The sequence below is a fragment of the Sandaracinaceae bacterium genome (assembly GCA_020633055.1).
GTDB lineage: Bacteria > Myxococcota_A > Polyangia > Polyangiales > Houyiibacteriaceae > JADJJE01.
In genome coordinates, this window is the sequence record JACKEJ010000014.1 from 69840 (window position 1) to 89973 (window position 20134).

At 70.9% G+C, this 20134-nt stretch carries 15 protein-coding genes; 7 read left to right on the plus strand and 8 right to left on the minus strand.

Annotated elements, in window-relative coordinates; translation table 11 throughout:
* Window positions 1–14 precede the first annotated feature (14 nt).
* A complete protein-coding gene (locus tag H6726_29345; GenBank protein ID MCB9661783.1) occupies window positions 15–743 on the plus strand; it encodes a UMP kinase in 729 nt (242 codons plus the stop codon).
* A 74-nt stretch (window positions 744–817) separates the two neighbouring features.
* Window positions 818–1375, plus strand: coding sequence for a ribosome recycling factor (frr, locus tag H6726_29350; protein MCB9661784.1), 558 nt, complete (start codon window positions 818–820; stop codon window positions 1373–1375).
* A 224-nt stretch (window positions 1376–1599) separates the two neighbouring features.
* On the opposite strand, the gene tsf is transcribed toward frr, so the two are convergent.
* Together tsf and rpsB are read right to left on the minus strand one after the other, a co-directional pair.
* Entirely contained in the window at window positions 1600–2277 is a 678-nt protein-coding gene (gene tsf / locus H6726_29355; protein ID MCB9661785.1) for a translation elongation factor Ts, read from the minus strand.
* Between the two features lie 33 nt (window positions 2278–2310).
* Window positions 2311–3186, minus strand: coding sequence for a 30S ribosomal protein S2 (gene rpsB / locus H6726_29360; protein MCB9661786.1), 876 nt, complete (start codon window positions 3184–3186; stop codon window positions 2311–2313).
* Between the two features lie 379 nt (window positions 3187–3565).
* Here rpsB and obgE point away from each other — a divergent pair, with 379 nt between their 5' ends.
* Window positions 3566–4675, plus strand: a complete 1110-nt coding sequence (obgE, locus tag H6726_29365; GenBank protein ID MCB9661787.1) for a GTPase ObgE — start codon at window positions 3566–3568, stop codon at window positions 4673–4675.
* 97 nt (window positions 4676–4772) lie between these two features.
* Here the strand turns inward: obgE and queG are convergent, their stop codons facing one another.
* From queG to H6726_29390, 5 genes are all read right to left on the minus strand, one after another.
* Window positions 4773–5969, minus strand: coding sequence for a tRNA epoxyqueuosine(34) reductase QueG (queG, locus tag H6726_29370; protein MCB9661788.1), 1197 nt, complete (start codon window positions 5967–5969; stop codon window positions 4773–4775).
* 4 nt (window positions 5970–5973) lie between these two features.
* Window positions 5974–7917 (minus strand): TonB C-terminal domain-containing protein, encoded by a 1944-nt coding sequence (locus tag H6726_29375; GenBank protein ID MCB9661789.1) that lies wholly within the window; start codon window positions 7915–7917, stop codon window positions 5974–5976.
* Between the two features lie 176 nt (window positions 7918–8093).
* Window positions 8094–8993, minus strand: coding sequence for a hypothetical protein (locus H6726_29380; GenBank protein ID MCB9661790.1), 900 nt, complete (start codon window positions 8991–8993; stop codon window positions 8094–8096).
* A gap of 7 nt (window positions 8994–9000) precedes the next feature.
* Window positions 9001–11106, minus strand: a complete 2106-nt coding sequence (locus H6726_29385) for an IgGFc-binding protein (GenBank protein MCB9661791.1) — start codon at window positions 11104–11106, stop codon at window positions 9001–9003.
* Window positions 11106–13355 (minus strand): IPT/TIG domain-containing protein, encoded by a 2250-nt coding sequence (locus H6726_29390; GenBank protein MCB9661792.1) that lies wholly within the window; start codon window positions 13353–13355, stop codon window positions 11106–11108. The genes H6726_29385 and H6726_29390 overlap by 1 nt, the downstream gene beginning before the upstream one ends.
* A gap of 177 nt (window positions 13356–13532) precedes the next feature.
* Here H6726_29390 and H6726_29395 point away from each other — a divergent pair, with 177 nt between their 5' ends.
* From H6726_29395 to H6726_29410, 4 genes are all read left to right on the plus strand, one after another.
* Window positions 13533–14639, plus strand: coding sequence for a metallophosphoesterase (locus H6726_29395; GenBank protein ID MCB9661793.1), 1107 nt, complete (start codon window positions 13533–13535; stop codon window positions 14637–14639).
* A gap of 100 nt (window positions 14640–14739) precedes the next feature.
* The gene (locus H6726_29400; protein MCB9661794.1) at window positions 14740–15528 is read left to right on the plus strand and encodes a tetratricopeptide repeat protein; all 789 of its coding nucleotides are present in this window, start codon (window positions 14740–14742) and stop codon (window positions 15526–15528) included.
* A gap of 125 nt (window positions 15529–15653) precedes the next feature.
* Window positions 15654–17291, plus strand: a complete 1638-nt coding sequence (locus tag H6726_29405) for a hypothetical protein (protein ID MCB9661795.1) — start codon at window positions 15654–15656, stop codon at window positions 17289–17291.
* A 63-nt stretch (window positions 17292–17354) separates the two neighbouring features.
* Window positions 17355–18101 carry a hypothetical protein gene (locus H6726_29410; protein MCB9661796.1) on the plus strand — a complete coding sequence of 249 codons (747 nt, stop codon included), beginning with the start codon at window positions 17355–17357 and terminating at the stop codon, window positions 18099–18101.
* A 40-nt stretch (window positions 18102–18141) separates the two neighbouring features.
* Here H6726_29410 and H6726_29415 read toward each other — a convergent pair whose 3' ends face one another.
* Window positions 18142–20016: a protein kinase gene (locus H6726_29415; GenBank protein MCB9661797.1), complete on the minus strand. Its 1875-nt coding sequence runs from the start codon at window positions 20014–20016 to the stop codon at window positions 18142–18144.
* Window positions 20017–20134 lie beyond the last annotated feature (118 nt).

Consider the following 20134-nt stretch of genomic DNA (forward strand, 5'->3'; position numbering starts at 1 on the left):
CTAGACCCGTCCCCATGGCGGAACTCAAGCACAAGCGCGTGTTGCTCAAGCTCTCGGGCGAGGCCCTCTGTGGCGAAGTGGGCGGCTTCGGGCTGCGCCCCTCGACGCTCAGCGACATCGCGTCGGAGATCGCCGAGGTGCACCACGCGGGCGCCGAGATCGGCATCGTGATTGGCGGCGGGAACATCTTCCGTGGCCTCAAAGGCAGCGCGAGCGGCATGGACCGCACGTCGGCCGACCACATGGGCATGCTGGCCACCGTCATCAACGGCCTCGCCCTCCAGGACGCGCTGGAGAAGAAGGGCGTCCAGACGCGCGTGATGAGCGCTCTGGCGGTCAGCGCGGTGGCCGAGCCCTACATCCGCCGGCGGGCCATCCGGCACCTCGAGAAGCACCGTATCGTCATCTTCGTGGCGGGCACGGGTAACCCGTACTTCTCGACGGACACGGCCGCGGCGCTGCGCGCGATGGAGATCCACGCCGACGCGCTGATGAAGGCCACCAAGGTCGAGGGCGTGTACGACGCGGACCCGGCCACCCACGCCAACGCGCAGATGTACCGCCGCCTCAGCTACGACCGCTTCCTCGCGGACCGCGTAGGGGTCATGGACAGCACGGCCGTCACGCTCTGTCGGGACAACAAGCTGCCCATCCGGGTGTTCGCGCTGCACCAGCGCGGCAACATCAAGCGGGTGGTCATGGGCGAGGACGTCGGCACCCTCGTCGCCGAAGAGGGCGAATGACGCACCACGGCCGCGCGGTTTTTTGATAGGACTGCGCGGCACAACGGGCTCCGCCAGCCCGAGGGAGAACGGACATGCTCGACGAGACACTGGAAGACCTGAAGCAGAGCATCGAGAAGGCGCATGACGCCCTGCGACGGGACCTCGCGAAGATCCGCACGGGCCGCGCGAACCCCGGCATTCTGGACGGCGTGCGTGTCGACTACTACGGCGTCCCCACGCCGCTCAAGCAGATGGCGGGTATCAACGTGCCCGAGGCGCGCATGATCACGCTCAAGGCCTTCGAGCGGAATCTCATCCCCGTCATCGAGTCCGCCATTCGCTCCGCGCAGCTGGGCCTCAACCCCAGCAACGACGGCGAGCTCATCCGCATCCCCATCCCGCCGCTCACCGAGGAGCGCCGACGTGACCTGGCCAAGACGGCGCGCAAGGAGGGCGAGGACTGCAAGATCGCCATCCGCAAGGCCCGGCACGACGCCAAGGACATGATCGACGAGCTCGAGAAGTCGGGTGAGGTCGGCAAGGACGACGCGGCCCGCGCGCTGAAGGAGCTGGAGGCCATCGTGAAGGACGGCGGCGCCAAGGTGGACGAGATCGTCGCCAACAAGGAAGAAGACATCATGAAGGTCTGAGCCTCGGCTCGACCTCGGCGCGCGGGCTCGGTCCGCTGCACCACGAAGAAAGCCCGGCGCGCATCAGCGGCCGGGCTTATTCGTACCGTGCAGGGTCGACCCTCGACCCCGCGGTGTCCTCGTCGGAGCGGGCGTCGTGGGTTGGGGGCCCGCCACCCACCCCAAACGAACGAAGCCCGGCACGCGCGAGCGGCCGGGCTTCTTCATGTGCAGCGAAAGCTGGCTCAGCTGCCCGCGAGCGTCTCGGCCACGTCGGCCGCGAGGTCCGCCTTCTTCTTCTCGATGCCCTCGCCGAGCTCGTAGCGCACGAAGCGGCGCACCGAGATCTTCTCGCCGATGCGAGCCGAGAGCTCGTCGCAGATGTCCCCGATGGTCTTCTTGTCCTCGACCATGATGGACACCTGATCCAGGAGGCAGTTCTCCTTCTTCCACTTGGCGATCTTGCCCTCCAGGATCTTCTGGGTGGCCTCGGCGGGCTTGGACTTGCCCGTCTCGCGCGCCTCTTCTTCCATCTGACCGGCGAAGAGGTTGGTCTGCGCCTCGACGTCCGCCTCGGGGATGTCGGACTCGCGCACGTAGAGCGGCGTCATGGACGCGATCTGCATGGCGACGTCGTTCACGAAGGCCTTGAACTCCTCGTTGCGCGCCACGAAGTCGGTCTGGCAGTTCACCTCGACCAACACGCCCACGCGGCTGCCCGCGTGGATGTACGCGTGCACCACGCCCTCGGCGGCGATGGCGCCGGCCTTCTTCGCCACCTTGGCGAGGCCCTTCTTCTGGATGTCCTCCATGGCCTTGTCCTCGTCGCCATCTGCGTCGATGAGGGCCTTCTTGCAGTCCATCATGCCTGCGCCCGTGCGGTCACGGAGCGCCTTTACCTGTGCGGCTGAGATCGTCGCCATTTGCTCGTCCTGTCTTCGAGGTTTGGGAAAGGTTCAGCGGCGGGGCCCTGGCGCACCGCGCCCGGGACGCTTGCGCGCCGTCTCGACCGAGGGGCCATCGCCCACCGCGCCGCCCACGTGGCCCACGTTGGCGTTCTGCACGACGTGGTCACGACGGGACTGCGAGCCCTCGATGCACGCGTCGGCGATGCGCGAGGCCACGAGCTTGATGGAGCGGATGGCGTCGTCGTTGCCGGGGATCAGCAGGTCGACGAGGTCGGGGTTACAGTTGGTGTCCGTGAGCGCGATGATCGGGATGTTGAGCTTGCGCCCCTCCTTCACCGCGATGTGCTCGTTGTTCGGGTCGATCACGAACAGCGCGGCCGGCAGGCCGTCCATGTGCTTGATGCCGCCGAGGAACTTCTCGAGGCGCTCGCGCTCGCGACGCAGGCCGAGGGCCTCCTTCTTGGTGAGCAGCTCGAGCGTGCCGTCCGCCTCCTGGCGGTCGAGGTCGCGCAGGCGGTCGATGCCCTTCTTGACGGTGGCGAAGTTGGTGAGCGTGCCGCCCAGCCAGCGCCCCGTCACGTAGAACTGACCAGCGCGGATGGCCTCCTCCTGCACCACGTCGCTCGCCTGGCGCTTGGTGCCGACGAACAGCACGTGGCCACCGCGACCGACGGCTTCGGTGACGAAGCTGAACGCGCGGCGGAAGAGCACCGCCGTCTGGTCCAGGTCGACGATGTGGATGCCGTTGCGGGCGCCGTAGATGTACGGGCGCATCTTCGGGTTCCAGCGCTTGGTCTGGTGACCGAAGTGGACGCCGGCGTCGATGAGCGCGCGCAGGCCGATGGGGAGGTCGCCGCTGGCGACGTCGGGGCGACCGAGGGCCGCGAGCTCAGGGGCTTCTTGCACTTCTTGTTCGGTGGTCATGGCTCTTCTTTCTTGGTTGTGCGTCTGCCCCCCTGCGCGTGGCCACCCCGAGGAGGGGCACCAGGCCACGCGTTTGAGCCGGGAGACATGTGTGATTTCGGCCACTTGGAATCAAGTAACCGGCCGCAGCGGAGCCGCGAGCGGGGCTGACGTAGCACGGAACGCTCCCGCGGGCCAGCCCTTCGGGGGCCACGCCCACGACCCGGACGCGCAGCGGTCCCTGGGGCTCGGGGCCTCGGCGGAGCGCCCCAGCCCAGGCCGAGCACCACCCACCGCCGTCGTCGCGGTCAGAGACCTTCCGACACATCGTACGCTCGCTCGTCGCGCGCGCCGTCGCGCCGGCTTGCAGCGAACCCGACGCGAACGCACCTTGCGCCCCGTGCGTTTCGTCGACCAAGTAGAAATCGAAGTCCAGGCCGGGAACGGCGGCAACGGCGCCGTGGCGTTTCGTCGCGAGAAGTACCGTCCACTCGGCGGTCCCTCGGGCGGCGACGGAGGCAAGGGCGGCGATGTGGTGCTCCAGGCGCACGAGCGCATGTCGACGCTGATGGACCTGCACTATCGACGCACGCTGAACGCGCCCGACGGCGAGAACGGCCGCGGCAAGGATCAGTTCGGCGCGGCAGGGCGCGACGAGCTCGTCCAGGTGCCCGTCGGCACGCAGGTGTACGACGCCGACACGGGCGAGCTTCTGGTGGACCTCTCGGAGCCCGAGCAGACGTTCGTCGTGGCGCGAGGCGGTCAGGGAGGGCGCGGCAACATGCGCTTCGCGACGCCGTACGATCGCGCCCCCCGGCGTGCCGACCCTGGCGAAGAGGGCGAGCACCGCATGCTCAAGCTGGAGCTCAAGCTCATGGCGGACGTGGGCGTGGTGGGCTTCCCCAACGTGGGGAAGTCCACCTTCATCGCCGCGGTGTCGCGCGCGCGGCCGAAGATCGCGGACTATCCGTTCACCACGCTGGTGCCCAACCTTGGCGTCGCCTCGCTCGGCCCTGACCGCAGCTTCGTCATCGCGGACATCCCCGGCATCATCGAGGGTGCGTCCGAAGGCGCGGGCCTCGGTCTGCGCTTCTTGCGCCACGTGGAGCGCAACCGCGTGCTGCTGCACGTGGTCAGCTACGACCCGGACCCGGACCGCGACCCGGTCGCCGACTACCGGACGCTCCTGAACGAGATGGAGACCTTCGACGCGTCCCTGTCCGAGCGGCCGGCCATCGTCGCTTTCAGCAAGCTGGATCTGCCCGAGGCCCAAGCTGCGTTCGAGGCTGCTCTGGAAGAGTTCACGGCCATGGGGGTGACGGTGATGCCGTTCAGCGCGGCGACGCACACGGGGCTGACCGAGATCCTCGAGGCGCTCGAGGCCGTGTTGAAGGAGACCGACCCCACCCGGGTAGCCACCGACACGCTGGACCTCGGCGCGCGACCGCAGGACCTGCACGCGCCCGCCGACGTGGAGGCACCGGACGCGCTTGACGACGACGACGCGTAGCAGGCGGTTGCGGTGCCGCCGCGCGAGCCCGGCTCGGGATCACCGGCGGGGCGTTCGGACGAGCCAGCGCTTCCGTCGATCTTGAATCTTACTCGAGCTACGCGTCACGCGTGTCGCGCGCTGCCTCGCTGGCGTCGCGCTCTTCGCTGGGTGTCGCCGTGCTTCGTGCCGTGGCGTGGGGCCCCTCTGCGCCACGCTGGTCGGAGACCACCTGCGCGCCGTCGTCCGTCGCGCGCCCTGCAGCGCGTGCCTCGATGCGGCCCAGCGCCCAACGCGCAGCCGCGCGCACGTGCTCCGACGGATGACGGGTCGCCGCGTGCCCGAGGACCGGGAGGTGCAGGCGTCCCCCCGTGTTGCCCAAGACCACCGCCGCGTTGCGCGCCATGCGTGCGCTACCCGCACGACGCAGAGGCGAGCCCTCCGACCACTCGCGGAAGCGGGCTTCGTCCATGCCGAGGAGGTCCTCGAGTGCCAGCGCGGTCAGCCGTGGGTGCGGCGCGAAGGCGGGGTCGAGCACACCCGGGCGCGTCTGGTTGTAGGGGCACACGTCCTGACACGCGTCGCAACCGAACAGCCAGTCGCCCGTCTGCGTCAGCAGATCCGTCGCGGCGTTGTCCTCGCGCTCGATGGTCAGGTTGCTGATGCAGCGGGGTGCAGACAGAACGCGGGGCGCGACGAACGCCCCCGTGGGACACGCGTCCAGGCACGCCGTGCACCGCCCGCAGCCCTCACGCAGCGGCGCGTCCACAGGCAGCGTCGCAGTGGTGACCAGCGTGCTGAGGAACACGTGCGAGCCCAAACCCGGGACGATCAGGCAGCAGTTCTTGCCCACGAAGCCGACCCCGGCGCGCACGGCCCAGGCGCGCTCGAACACGGGCCGCGAGTCCACGGAGTGCCGCACGGCGTGCCCTTGGTCGCGCAGCCAAACCTCCAACTTGCGCAGACGTCGACCGATCACGTTGTGGTAGTCGCGGCCCCAGGCGTAGCGCGCCACGCGCCCCACCCCCACACCTGGCGTGCCCGGCTGTCGTGAGAGGAACGGTGTCGCCAGCACCACGACGCTCGCGGCGCCCGGCAGCATCCCCGCGTGCCGCGGGTCACGGCGCACCTCGCGTGTGTTGGACATCCACGTCATCTGGTCGTGGTGTCCGGCCTCGAGCCACGTGTTCAGGCGCTCCCCTTCCAGCTCCAGCGCTTCGGCGCGCGCCACGCCAATGCGCGCGAAGCCCAGCGTCAGGGCGCGCTCGGTGAGCTCGCCGCGTAGCGCATCGGAGTCGAGGGCTGCTTCAGCCACGCGCCTACAGCCGTGGTCCGCGGCTACGTGGGGTCGCAGCCCGCGGAGGACTGCCCGTCCCCCCCGATGCGCCGGGCTCGGCGGCCGCTTCTTGGTCCGTGTCGTCCTCGTCCGGCCCGTCGTCGTCGTCCTCGCTGTCGGTCGCCACGCCGGACACCCCGTAGTTCGCCTGCGCGCCGCTGGGCACGACTGCGCTGTCTTGTAGTCGCTGCACTGGCGCGTCGTCTTCGCCCCCGCGTACGTTGGGGAGCAGGTACGGCCGCGCATGGCTCTGGTGGCAGTAGGGCTGCTCTCTGTGAAAGTCCCAGTGCATGTAGACGCGCCCGTCACCACTCAGGATGGCGTCCGGTGCGACCGGGTACGGCTGGCCGCGCATGACGGCGTTGTACGCCCCGTAGTCGAACATCGACAGGCCAGAGGAGCGCACGACCCCCACGCGATGGACGCTACCGTCGCGGTTGAGAACGATCTCGAGCAGCGTACGCAGGTTGGGGTCCCCGAAGGGCCCGCTCGGGTCGAGCGGAAGGTTCTCCACGAAGCCATGGTACGTCTGATGGACGCGGTCGTGCATGCGGGCGATGTACGTGGCGAAGGGTGAGCGCGCTGCGTTGAGCGCCGTCTGCGTGCCGGGCCGCACGCTGGGCATGTAGTTCTCGAGCGCCGCCCGGAATTGCTCCCAGCGCGCCCCGCTCGAGCTGCCCCGAATGCGCGACCGCTGCTCCTGGAAGTAGGCCTCGCGCTCTTCCGTCAAGCGCTCCTCACCCACGATGTCCGACAGCTGACTGAAGCGCAGCGTCAGGTCGGGCCCGGGTCGTCCGCTGCGCTCACCTGGGCGCCGGCCACTCCGCGCCGAGCCCCGCTGTGACCCCCGCTCTTCGCCTTCGCGTCCCGCGCGCTCGGGGACGGGTACACCCGCCGCGCCATCGCGACCGCCCACCCCGAGTGCGCCCTCGCCCTGCACCGACCAATCGCTCTGTGAGCTCGCCAGCAGCCCAGGCGCGCCACCGGCCGAAGCGCTCCCTCCCCCAGCGCGCCCCTGTTGCGCTTCCTCGCGACGCGCGACGGCGCCTGCGCCATCGCCCTGGGGCGTACTGGACGCTCGTGAGTCGGGAGGGGCCTCGCTGGTGGTGCGGCCCTCGGCGCGCGGGGGCGTGATCGGGCGGTCCCGTGGGCGGCGCGTGACCTCCTCTGGCGTGGGTCGTCGCTCGTCGCTCCCATCGACGTCTTCGGACTCGGCCAGCTGGGCATCGTCCGCGTTCCCGCGTTCCTCCGTCGCCTCGCTAGGCGGCTCGATGGCCGCTCCGACGCTGGTCTCCGCGTCGTCGCGATCGAGGTTCGTGACCTCCGCGACGGTCTCTTCTTCGACCGTGTTGTTTTCGTCGGCGATGAAGGCCGTATCGGGGGGTGGGTCGTCAGGGTTCTGCGAATGCTGACGCACCGCGATGCGAGCCTGGTCCTCCGGTGGCGGCGTGGGCGGAGGCGCGGGACGGGCGGGCTCGGGCAGCAGCTCGGGCTCGGGTTCCGGCTCGGGCTCGGGCGTCGCCTCGGGCGGAGTTTCGAGCTGGGCGACTCGTTCGCGACGACGCGTCTCCTGCTCGGCGCGGCGCCGAGCACGTTCCTGCGCACGGCGGGCAGCGTCGGCGGCGTCCGGGGTTTCCTGAGGAGGCGGGGCCTCAGAGACCTCGGTGATGTCGACAGGCTGTCCGTCCGCGGCGGGCGGCGTGCGCACGGGTCGCTCGGAAGCCGCTGCCGGCTCGTCCGCCAGGTCGAACTCCAGCGTCGCGCGGCGCGCGTCCCGCTGCTGGGCCTGGGCGCGAGCCAGCGCCGCGAGCGCCTGCGCCTTCGCCAGCTGCCCCAGCTCGTAGTGCACGCCAGCATGCGCGACGACCGACGCGACGAGCATCGAGACGAGGATGAGCGACGTGGAATCGAGGGTGGAGAGGCGCACGTACCGACAAGTGGATTATGGCCGCGAAGGCCGCGTTGGGAAACGCGCGGGACCCCACTATTGTTCGAACGTGTCGAAATGACACGCCCCGAGGGTCTGTCGACCACTGCGTCTCACCGTGTCGGCAGGACGACCGTCTCGCCCGGCATCGGCCCGCGACGCGCGTTCGCGCCGGGTCAGGAGTGCGGCGCGGCGCGATGGCGGGAAAGCACCTGCGTCTCACCGGAAGCCGCCGGAAAACGCGTGTCGCGCAGGACGCCCGCCACGCAGGCGACGACCGAGGGCGGCGCGCCGGGGAGCTGCACGACCGGGTCCTCGCTCAGCCGACCGTCGCCACCGATGCGCAGCGACAGGAGACCCTCCCAGGGCGCTGGGGTCCCTCCCCCGGCAGGTGGGACACTGACGCACCGTCTCAGCGCGGCCGTCTTCGTCCTCAGGACGCGCGCGACGCGGGCCTCCGTCAAGGCGCCAGTGACGCGCAGGCCACCGTCCACCGGAGTCCACGTGCGGCGCACGACCCGTTGGCGCTCGCCGTTCGAGCTGGTGTTGCGCGCCTCGGCCGGGAGGTGCCCGTCGTCGCGCTCGCTCGAGGCGATCACCGCGCCCACGTCCCGATCGGTGCCTGTCGGCGCCCCGTGTCCCACGCGCATCGTGAAGGAGACCAGCGTCGCGGCGTCCCGCTCGGGCAGACGCCACGCCTCCGTGGCGGCCGTCACGCAGCGCTCGAGGGGTCGATCACCGACGTTGGACCAATCGACGCTCGCGGCGATCGGGACCCCGTTGGCCTCGATGTGGACCCGCAGGTGCAGCTCCCCAGCGACGCGTCCGCGCTCGGCCGCGCGAGCGTGCACGCACTGACCGTACGTCTGCAGCGCGCCCTCCATCGCCTCCTGGACAGTGGCGCGCGGCAGCGGACCGCGGACGCGTAGTGAAGCGAGCGCGACCGGCGCTGCGGCGGTCTGGCCTGCCAGCACGTCGAGCGCGCCGTGCCAGGCGATCAGCGTGAGACCGAGAGCCGCGACGTGAGAGCGAGCGCGCACGCAGCGTGGAATGGCTTGGTGGTAGGCGATGGACACGTCGGGCTCACTCGAAGAGAGGCTGCAGGTTGAGGCCTCCAGCGTAGGCATAGCTGACGAACGCGTCGAACCCATAGACCACGATGCCCACGGGGGCGCTCGCGACGATGCGGTGCACGCCGTCCGCCTGTGACCCCGGACGAACCAGATCTCGCTCGACCTCCGGAAAGCTAAGCTGACAGCGATAGATGACGCGCTCGGGGGGCGCCTCGCCGACGCCGCGCACGATGCCGTCGGCTGGCGCAACGCTGCACCCCTGCGCCTGCATGCCAAGGTCGTCGAGGCGCACGTCGGCCGTCGCGGGAGCCACGATGATCACATAGTCGAAGGCGTACCGGTCGGGTGTGAGGAACACGTACTCGCGCCGGTACTGCTCGATGGGTGGGACCATGATGAGCGAAGGGTCCCCGCCGGGATACCGCACGGGCGAGCTCGGGATACCGACCGCCTGCTGACTGGGGAGCGCTTGCAGCACGGAAACCTGACGCCCCTGCGTACTGAAGAGCTCGAAGTCGCGCGTCGCGTTCAACAGGCGGGACTCACGGGCCGCCAAGGTGAAGCGATCGTCCGGGGCGGGCAGGGTCGTGGTGACCTCGGTCGCGCCCTGGACCGCGATGACTCGGACGTACTCGACCTCGTTGCCCTCGGCGACGCTGTCGAGGTTGGGGTCGACGAAGGCTGCGTTGAGCGACGCTGCGCGGCCAGGCATGCGCGCGATGACGTACTGCGTGCCCAGCGAGCCGTCGCCGAAGAGCTGCTCTTCGAGGTGGTCGGCACAGCACTGGCGGTTGGCGTAGGTCGTGAACATGGGCGCGTCGCTCGCCTCGCCGCCCACGAACACGGCGACTGGGCGGTTCGACTCGACGAGCGAGCCCGTGAAGTCCGCCATGAACCCCGCCGTCTCGAGGTTCAAGACGTCGAAGGGACCGAGCGTGGCGGTGAGCTGGTCTCCGGCGAGCCCCATCGGGAGCCCTCCGCCTGGCAGCACGCGCACCACGTCCGGGCCGAGGGTGACGCTCACCTGGGTCGCTGCCTCCGTGCCCACGATGGTCAAGAACGCACGCAGCCCCTCGTCGCGCGACGACGTGTCGAAGTCGATCTCCGGACACGGCATCTCTGGCGGGCAGTCCGAGTCGGCGATGGTCTGCGGCCACGACACGACCGTGTACTGCGCCGCAAGGGCACTGGCGGGCAGGAGCAGCGACGCGTCGTTGCTGAAGACGGAGACGTTGTCGAGCGGATTGAACTGGTAGGCGATGATGGGCTGGTCGCTGGTGAGGCGATACGCGTTGGACGTCAGCGCCGTGTGCGTCCCGTCGTTCTGGCCGCCCGACTCGGCCGTGGTGCGGCAGAAGCACGGGGCCACCGTGTCCAGCGCGGAACACACACAGGTCTCGGTGCCCCGACACTCGCGCGCGGCCACGTCGCACGGGGCATTGCTGCTGCTCCCGTCGACCTCCCGGCGGGGCAGCTCGAAGACCTCCAGGTCCCCTGGTAGGACCACGGCGGTCGCGACCTCGCGGAGCGCGGGCGGCACGCCTGGGGGCGCGTCGTTGACCTCCACCACCACGGCGGACGGGACCTGGCCGGGGTTGGACACCACCACCGCGAACTGCTGCGACGACGCGTCGCGACCGCCTCCGAGCGCCGCATTGTCGAGGTCGACCGCGTAGAACTCGCAGCCCACGTAGCTCTGTTGCCGCTCGGCCAGCCCGCACGCGTTCACGCACTGCCCCTCACTGCAGACCTGCTCGGCGTCACACGGCTCGGTGAGGTCGGCGCCCATCCCGTCGGGACGACACACCCCAGGGCGGTTTCCGTCGCACAGCGCGGCATCCGGGAGGCACACGCGACACCCGAGCTGCGCCACGCACACCTCCCCGCGTGCCCCGCACTCGTCCCGCTCCTCGCGCAAGAAGGTGCCCGACCCCACGCACGTCACGAACACGCTTCCGTCGCAGCCCGTCTGGCCCACGCGCTCGCACACGAAGCCGACCACGGGGCCCAGGTCGGGTCGAGACGGAGGTGGTGCACCGCAGCCGGACACGACAAGCGCCGAGAACGCGAGGCAGGCGCCCGCCAAGGGGAACGACCGGAGCCGATGAGCAATCATCAGCGCTGCGCCGTCATGGTGTCCACGGACCAGGCCGTCCAGCGGCGCGACGAGAGCGTGGAGTAGGTGAAGGTGTCGTAGTCGAAGTCGGTCACGTTGATGCCGTAGATCGAGATGGTGAGGGGCCCTTCGGTCACGTCGCGGATCTCGTCCTCTCCGGACAGGTCCGGCATGGGCGCTTGCCGCGCGTCGCCCCGAACGAAGTAGCGCCACTGGGCGTTGCCATCGCTCCCCTCGACGAAGATCATCCACACGTCCGGCTCCGGCCCGCTCACGTCCCAGCGCAGGACGCGGTCCAACGGCAGCAGCTGTCCGTACGCTGGCGCCGTGATCTCGGGGACACCCACGAACCCCGTCAGCGCGACCGTCCCGCCCAGCGGACGCACCCCCGACCGGACGACGTGGGTAGAGGGGTCCGCGAGCCCAGTCCCTGTCACCCACGCGGCATCGACGAAGTAGCGCCCGTCGGCGAGCGGACCTGTGAGCGGGGGCTGCGCGACGAGCCGGATGACGCTGTCGCTGCTGAGGCGCACCACCTCGTCGAGCGCGACGAAGCCCGCGAACGGGCGCAAGAAGCCCTCACCCCCCAGGTCGAGGGTCGCGCGCACCTGGAAGCGATCGGGTCCGCGCGACGTGGGCGCCGGCAAGCCCGAGAGCTGCACGTCCAGCGGCTGGTCGAGCGGGATGTTCATGAGCAGCTCGACGTCACGCAGCTCCTGCTCGGGTCCGAGCAGCACGCCGCGCCGAATGCCCATGACGTACGGCGTGAACTGGTGCGTGTGGATGTCCTCGACGCCGGCCACGGCGAACACGGCGAGCGCCGACGCCCGCGAGGCGATGCGGAACGGGTTGCCGCGCGCGCCGAGCATGTCCTCCGTGATGCGGTCGTTGGTGTCCGCGGCACCCCCCGGCGACGAGTTGCGGCAGGTGCTGCACGCCGTGGTGGTCTGCACGTATGCCACCCGGATCTCGTTGGCGCCCGGGGTCGGCAGACTGCCCCACCCGTTGGGCGCGTTCTCGTTCGGTCCCGGAAAGCGCAGCTCGCCCGCGATGAACGCGCCGTTGCGCGCCACCCCGACCCGCGGAAACCCAGTCTGCATGTCGCCCAGGTCGATCTCCACACAGCCAACGTCCAACCACGGGTCGAGGAAGACCGTCACGCTGGCGGCGTCGAAGTCCACGATGGTCGTCTTCTCGTGGCAGTAGGCCGCGACGGTGAGGGTGGTGGGGCCCGTGAGGCCGTCGGCGGCGAGCGTCACCTGCCCCGTGACCCCCGTGCGTCCGCTGACGCTCGCGGGGAGGCCGTCGCCCAACATGACGAAGGCGTCGGGCAGCACGCCCCCCGTGAAGCGACTGATCACCGTCACGTTCACGCTGCCCTGGATGGAGCCTCCCCCGAGCCCCCCCTCGACCGGATCGGAGGCCTCGAAGTAGGTGAAGCCGTCTGCCAGCGCGATGGCCTCGCCCCCCTCGGGCGTGTACGACACGTCGACCGTCCCGGCCGCGTGCTGGGGTGTGACGCACACCAGGCGGCTCGGGGATGGAACCTCCACCGATGCGCACGGCAGACCATCGATGCGGACCGTGTCCGCTAGGGAGAAGCTCGCCCCGAGGCCGGTGAACTCCACACGCGTTCCGCCCGTGACGCTCCCCCGCTGCGGCTCGATCGCGATGGCGTCGTAGACGAAGCCCCCCACCAGCGTGGACTCCTGCTCGCCGGCACGGACCCGGACGTCCACCGCGCCGGGCGCGGCCGCGGGCGTGAGGACCACGATGCGGTTGGCATCGACGTAGCGCACGTCGTTGGGTGGCAGCGCGACGCCCGCGAACGTGACCTGACTGGAGGGCAGGAACCCGGCGCCGCGGAGCGTCACGCTCTGGTCGCCAGAGAAGGGACCGTGCGCAGGCTCGACGCGCGCCAGCAGGACGCCCTGCGGTCCGATGTCGGGCAGGCCGCCTAGGTCTTGTGGCCCGCCGTCGCGCGGCGTCGGGTTGCCGAGCGGCGGTGGGTCCTCGAGGGTGGGACGGCAGCCAAGGGAACAGGCGACGAGCGCCATCACCATCAGCGCCCGCGAGGTGTGCCACGGCTGCGGCGAGCGCGACCGCGACCGCGTGGGCGCCACTGCCCGCGCGTCGAAGGAGTGCTCGCCATCGCGCCGCTGCGGTGGACATGCAGCGTAGGCGAACGGTGAGAGGCCACGCCGCTGGGGCTCCGCCGCGACGTGGACTATGGTGGAGGGGACGCGCATGCTCCCGCTCAGTGTGACGTGCCGGACTACGCACTTCAACGTCGGCCAGAGCTGGCCAAGCCCCTCCTCCAGACGTCGCGAACGTGACGCCGTCCGCGGCCCAGCCCCCCGTCTGGCGTCGCCTCGCAGCCCTTCCCACGCCCTCGACCACGCCCCCCGCTCACCCCACGTGCTCCGATGACGCTCACGCGACTCGTCCTCAGCGACCTCCACCTCGCCAACGGCCGCAAGCTGGGCGAGCCGAACCCCATGGAGGACTTCTTCCACGACGAGCGTTTCGCGGAGCTGCTCTCGCACTACGACCTCGAGCACGGCCAGACCGGCGGGGTGGAGCTCATCCTGAACGGGGACATCTTCGACCTGCTCAAGATCAAGATCGACGGCGTGTGGCCCCTCGAGATCACCGAGCACGTGGCTGTGGAGAAGCTGCGCCCGTGCCTCGAGGGTCACCCCCGCTTCGTCCACGCGTTGAAGACTTTCCTCGAGAACCCGGAGAATCGGCTGACGTATCTGCCCGGCAACCACGATCTCGAGATGTGGTTCCCAGGCGCGCAGGAGCTGTTCATGCGCTACGTGGCCCCTGGCGAGGCGGCCGAGCGCGTGCGCTTCATCACGCGCTCGGACACGTACTACCTCCCCGAGGGCATCCAAGTGCGGCACGGGCACCAGTTCGAGCGCATCCACCGCGTGGACTACGACCACATGACCCGCAAGCGTCGCGACGGGAGCGAGATCCTGTTTCTCCCGTGGGGCACGCTGTGGATCCTGGAGGTGCTCAATCCGCTGAAGGAGCTGCGCAGCCACATCGACCGCATCCAGCCGCTGTCGCGCTTCATCCTGGGGTCGCTGGTGTTCGACCCGCGCATCGCCCTCACGTTCTTCTGGCGCTCGACGGTGTATTTTCTCCGCCATCGCGTGTTCGCGCTGTCCGCCTGGACGGACCGTATCCGCAAGCTGCCGCGCATGGTGCGCGAAGATCTGCTCGAGCTCGGCGGAGGCTACCTCGCGCACTCGGAGCGCGCGCTGCGCAAGGTGCGCGGGGTGCACACGCTGATCGTCGGACACAGCCACAACCCGCGCTACAAGCAGTATCAAGATGGCAAGGTGCTCGTGAACACGGGGACGTGGGTGAAGATGATCAACCTCGACTTGAAGCACCTGGGTCAGGCGAGCGGCCTCACGTATGCCGTCATCGAGTACGAAGACAGCGGGAAGCCACGCACATCGCTGATGCGCTGGATCGGGCGACAGCTGCCCTGCGAACAGGTGCCCTACAGCGAGTAGACGGGCCGACCAGACCAACGGGAGTCCCCCGCGCCGAGGGTCACATGCGCGCAGGATGTGGGATTTCAACCGCGCCTCGGTTCACGTAGGCTTGGGTCCCATGCGGAGGTCCCCCCTATCCTGCGCGCTGACGACGGTCTTGATGGTCAGCATCGGCCCTGTTCCGATGGTCGCGAGGGCGCAGGCAGCTCCGCAGACCAGCGACGCACCGCCAGCATCGAACCCGAGCGCAGCGCCAAGTGATGACGAGCGCGTGGCGCGTGAGCTGTTCGAACAGGGCCGGGACGCGTACACGGAGGGCCGCTTCGAGGACGCGCGCGAGTTGTTCGAGCGTTCGTACGAGCGGAGCGGGCGCCCCGAGCTGCTGTACAACATCGCCCAGGCTGCCGAGCGCACGCGCGACGACGAGCACGCGCTCGAGACCTACCGCGCGTTCCTCGAAGCCCTGCCCGACGCCCCCGAGCGGGACTTCGTCGAGGCACGCATCGTGTTCTTGAGCGAGCGGCAGCGCGACCGCGCCGCCGCGGCGTCCGCGCAGCCCTCGCCGCGATTCGACCTCGGGCCCGCGCCGGTCGCGCTGCTGGCTGGAGGTGGCGCGATCGCGGTCGGCGGCGCCGCCCTGCTGGCCGTGGCGCTGCGGGGACGCAACCAGGTGGAAGGCGCCTCCGAGGGGAGCTCCTATGCCCGCGTCCGAAGGCGCGGCGAGCGCGCGAGGGGCCTCGGCTACGCGGGTCAGGTTGCGCTCGGGCTAGGCGTCGTAGCCGCCGTCACGGGGGCCGTGCTGTTCGCTCTCGACGGCGACGGGGATGGCGCAGTGACCGCCCCGGCATCCGCACGCGTCACCGTGGGGGTCGGGCTCGGACACGTCAGCGTGTCGGGGAGCTTCTGATGCGGCTTCGCTGCTTGGTCGCACGTCCATGCCGCAGCCTCGCGCTCGCGAAGCGAGGCACGGTCTGCGGACCGGGGCGCGACACGTGGCGCCACGGGCGCAGGGCGTGGACCTCCTGGACCGGGGTGCGCGGGCTCCTGCTCGCCGCGCTCCTCTCGACCGGCTGCGATCTCCGGCCCGACGTCCCGAACGGCATCTTCGCGTGCGAGCGCGACTCGGACTGCCCAGGTGGACAGACCTGCATGGGCGCTGGCGCATCTGCGCGCTGCTTCGCGCCCGGCACCGCGGGTGATCTCGGCCCCCCCCCGTGCGTCCCGGATGGCGCGCTCGACCGCCCCGACGGCGACTACACGGACTCCGACTGTGATGGCATCGACGGAACGCTGAGCGCATCGGTGTTCGTGAGCCCCTCGGGCGATGACCTCGCAGACGGAACGCGGGAGGCCCCTGTGCGGAGCGTGCAGCGGGGCATCGCGCTCGCCGTTGCGGACAGTGGTCGCGATGACGTACTCATCGCGACCGGGACGTACCTCGAGGCCGTCACGGTCGTAGCGGGGGTGAACCTGCACGGAAGCTATGGGCTCGACTGGGTTCGCCGCCCCGGCGCGACCACCACGCTCCGCGCGGACGGCCCCGTGTTGCGCGCAGACGACATCGACGCGCCGACCCGCATCACGGGCCTGCGCTTCGTCGCCAACGACGCCTCCCAGCCAGGCACCTCGTCGATCGCGGGGCGCGTAGCCGCCTCGAGCGGGCTGCGACTCGAGCAGGTCGTCTTCGAGGCTGGCGACGGGGCGGGGGGCGCTGCGCCTGCGCCCACACCCGCGCGTGACGCGGACGGCCAGGACGGGGATGACGGGGGGGACGGTGGGCTCGTGCACGTCGACTCGCCCCCGCCCCAGCCTGGCGCAGGGGGCGTGGCGACGTGCGGGTGTGTGGACGGTGGGCGTGGCGGCGCGCCAGCCCTGAGCGCGGGACCCCGCGCCGGCCTGCCTGGGAAGGCCGCCACGACCGACATGTGTATCGACGGCGCGATGGGCGGCGCCCTCAACGTCGAGGGCACGCGCGGCACCGACGGCGCGCGTGGTGCTGGGGGCGCGCTGGCCACGGAGGGGCTCTTCGACGGGGACGGCTACCACGCCTCCTCCGCAGACCCAGGGCAGGCGGGCGAGCGCGCAGGCGGCGGTGGCGGCGGCGGCGGGTCCACCGCGTTCCTCTGCGATGTGAACAACCAGGTGAACGCGTTCGGCGGCGCAGGCGGCGGCGGCGGAGCGGGCGGCTGCGGGGGCAGCGGAGGCGCGGGCGGCGCGGGCGGGGGCGCGTCCGTCGGGCTGCTGCTGACGGGCTCCGAGGTCACCCTGATCGACGTACGCATCACCTCGGGCAGCGGCGGCGCCGGTGGCGCTGGGCAGGCTGGACAGGACGGCGCCCTTGGTGGGAGCGGCGCACCGGGTGGGCTGGGAGGCACCTTCTGCGCGGCGACCCCCATGCAGAGCTACCCCCCGGGAGCCCGAGGGGGCGACGGCGGGACGGGCGGCGGCGGCGGCGGCGGCGCCGGTGGCGCGGGCGGGCCGAGCGTGGCGCTCCTGCTCCTGGACGGCTCGACGCAGGCCAGCGCCTCGAGCGGGGTCCAGCTCGTCGTTGGTAGCGGGGGCGTGGGCGGCGCGGGCGGCGCAGGGGGGACAGGCGGCAGCGGAACCGAAGGCGCGGGCGCGCATGGCTCCACGGGCAGCGCCGTGCTCGACCGTGTCATCCTGCCGTGAACGACGGGTGGGTTCCCGTGCGACCACGCCACCACCGCTGGCGTGGCGTAGTACGTTGCGCGGATGACGCGCTTCCTCCTGGGGTCGAGCCTGGCTTGCTTGCTGGCGTGCGCCGCGACCGTCGCGTCGCCCAGCACGGGACACGGCGACTGCATGCCGATGGGCCTGGTCGCGACGGTGCTGTCGGACACCACCTCGGTACCGCGTCAGGGCGCGCTCCTCGGGGCCCTCGTCGACGGTCCGCGCGAACACCACCGCGACGCGTTCCCGGCGCAACTGCACCTCCAGCGTGATGCGACCCGCATTGCCGTGCGCGTCGAAGCGCTCTCCCCTGGCCTGGTGCGCCTGACCCCGGATCGCACGCCCGAGCTCGGGGCGTGGCAGCTCGTCGGCCTCGATGAGGCTCACACCGTCACGTTCGTGGACTCGGCCGTGCCTGCGCCCCCTCCCACGCCGCGCATCCAGCATGCCGAGCTGCGGGTCAGGGAGAGCCGCGGGTTCGACAACGGGCGCTACGAGAGCAACGTGGCGGTGTTGAACACCCCCGTGCCCGACGGCGCGCTGGCGCTCATCAACTACGTCGATGGCGTGGCGTCGCCGCGTGCGTGGGGACGTGCCACGCGGGCCGCGCGCGAGGTGTCGTACTACACCGATCCAGTCCGCTGCGGGCGGAGGGTGCCCGGTCAGCGCGCGACCCCCGTCCGGACGGAAGCGGGGGTCTTCGCGTACGTCGATGGTTGGGGTCAGCTGAGCGCTCCGGCCCGCGCCAACCGGGGTCCGGTCGAGGCTCCCGCCAGCGCGCCCCCTTGAGCTCCCGGCAGCAACGCGATCCGCGGGCCGCCACACCTCGTCACGGCGCGGGGGCGTCCAGCACCGGCAAATCCGTCCCGCGGTAGAAGTTCTCCAGCTCGCGCACGCGCGCCTCCAGGCTCGCCCGACGCCGCTCCGACGCCGCGAGCTCATCCCGCGCCGCACCGAGCTGCTCTGCCTGCCGCGTGGCGTCGGCGACCCGGGCGCGCTCGCGCTGCAGCGCCTCGCTTGCCTCCGCAAGCTGAGCCTCCGTCGCCTCGGCCCGCCGCCGCTGCTCCGCCTGCGCACGCTCGAGCGTCGCGATGGCGTCGACCTGCTGACGCGCGCGAGCGCTCTGCACCCGCTCGCGCTCCGTGAGCAGCGTCAGCTCACCGTCCGCACGCGCCAACCGGGAAGCCAGCTGCTCACGCGTCATCCGGCTCGTCTGGTACTCCTCCTCGAGCCGCGCGACGTTGGCCTCCAGCTCGGCCCTCCGCGCCGCCGATTCGCTCAAGCTCTGAGAGATGCTGTGTGCGCGTGCGCGCGCGAGCTCGGCCTCCACGCCAGCCCGAGCCGCGGCCTCGCGCGAGACGTGCGCCTGCCGTCGCAGATCGGTGACGACCGCGAAGAACACGGCCAGCACGACGGCCCCAACGGGCACGACCCAGCGCACGGTGGACTGCAGCCGCGCGCGCCGCTCTGCCGGTCGGGTGAGCGCACACAGCTCGTCACGCAAGCGCTCTGCGGTGGGGCGTTCGTCAGGGCTCACCGCCAGCCAGCGTTCGAAGCACGGACGGAGGTCGGCCAGCGCCGCGGACGACGGTACCGGAGGCGGGTGAATCGCCCGGTGCCCGATGAACGCGTCCACCGCGCCTGCGGGGACTTGGTCCTGGGGCCTGGGATGGAGCGCGTGCAACAGCGTGAGCGCCAGGGAGAAGACGTCGGCTTTGGGGCCGACAGGCGGCGGATCGGGGACATGCGCGAAGCGCGCGGCGACCTCGGGCGCAAAGTACGCTGGCGTCCCCGCCAGCACCAACTCTGCGTCCTTGGCTGCGACTCCAAGGTCGAGCAGGACCGGGAGCACGCGCGGTCCGCTCGTTCGAGGCTCGCCAGCCCCATGGTCTCGGTCGAGCGTCGCCAGGAAGACGTTCTCGGGCTTGATGTCCTGGTGGCGGACACCGGCGCGGTGCATGCTGGCGAGCGCCTCCGCCAGCTGCTCGAAGATCTCGCGCGCTTCGACTCGTGAGAGCGGCCCGCGCACGAGACGCGTGGCGAGCGTCTCTCCCCGATAGAGGGGCATTACGAACCAGAGGTGCTCGTCGTGCCATCCGTGATCCTTGAGCTGGACCACGGAGGGATGGAAGACTGAAGCGATGTGCTGCAGCTCGCGGAGGGCTGCGCCGATGGAGCGCGCGTCTGCGCTGCGCGCACGCAGGATCTTCAGCGCGACGACATGCCCCGTGACCTCGCAGTCGCGAGCCTCGTAGACGTCGGCGAACGCACCCGCCCCGAGCAACGCGCGAACTTCGTAGCGCTGCGCGACGACGGATCCGATGGGTAACACGGGCTCACGTCGCACGCGACGCGGAGCGGGGGTCGTCGCGGGATCCAGCGCGAACGCCTCCAGCAAGGCGCCCTCCACGGTCCCGTCGAGGCTGGGCGGGGCTGTGCCGAGCAACGCGGTCGCCCGCGCCACGCCCCGCTCGATCTGGGCACGCACTGCGCTCGGCTCTCGCCCCACGACATGCGCGACGTCCACGTCAGACAGCCGCCGCGCAAAGCGCAGCTCCAGCACCTCGGCCTCCTCCGACGTGAACGCGGCGCGCAGCGCGGCGAGGTGAAGGCCGTCCGCCCCCTTCCACCAACACTCCGAACGCAACGGCAACGGCGACGCCGGACACGCGCTGAGCTGCTCCCGTAGCTTCCGATAGTGCATCGCGCGCACACTCGGACCGCCCGACGAGAGCTCTGGTGCGGCACACGCGTCAGACAGAGTGTCTACTTGCCGACGTGCCTCGGCGGCTCCCACGCGAATGAGCGCATACTGGAAGAGT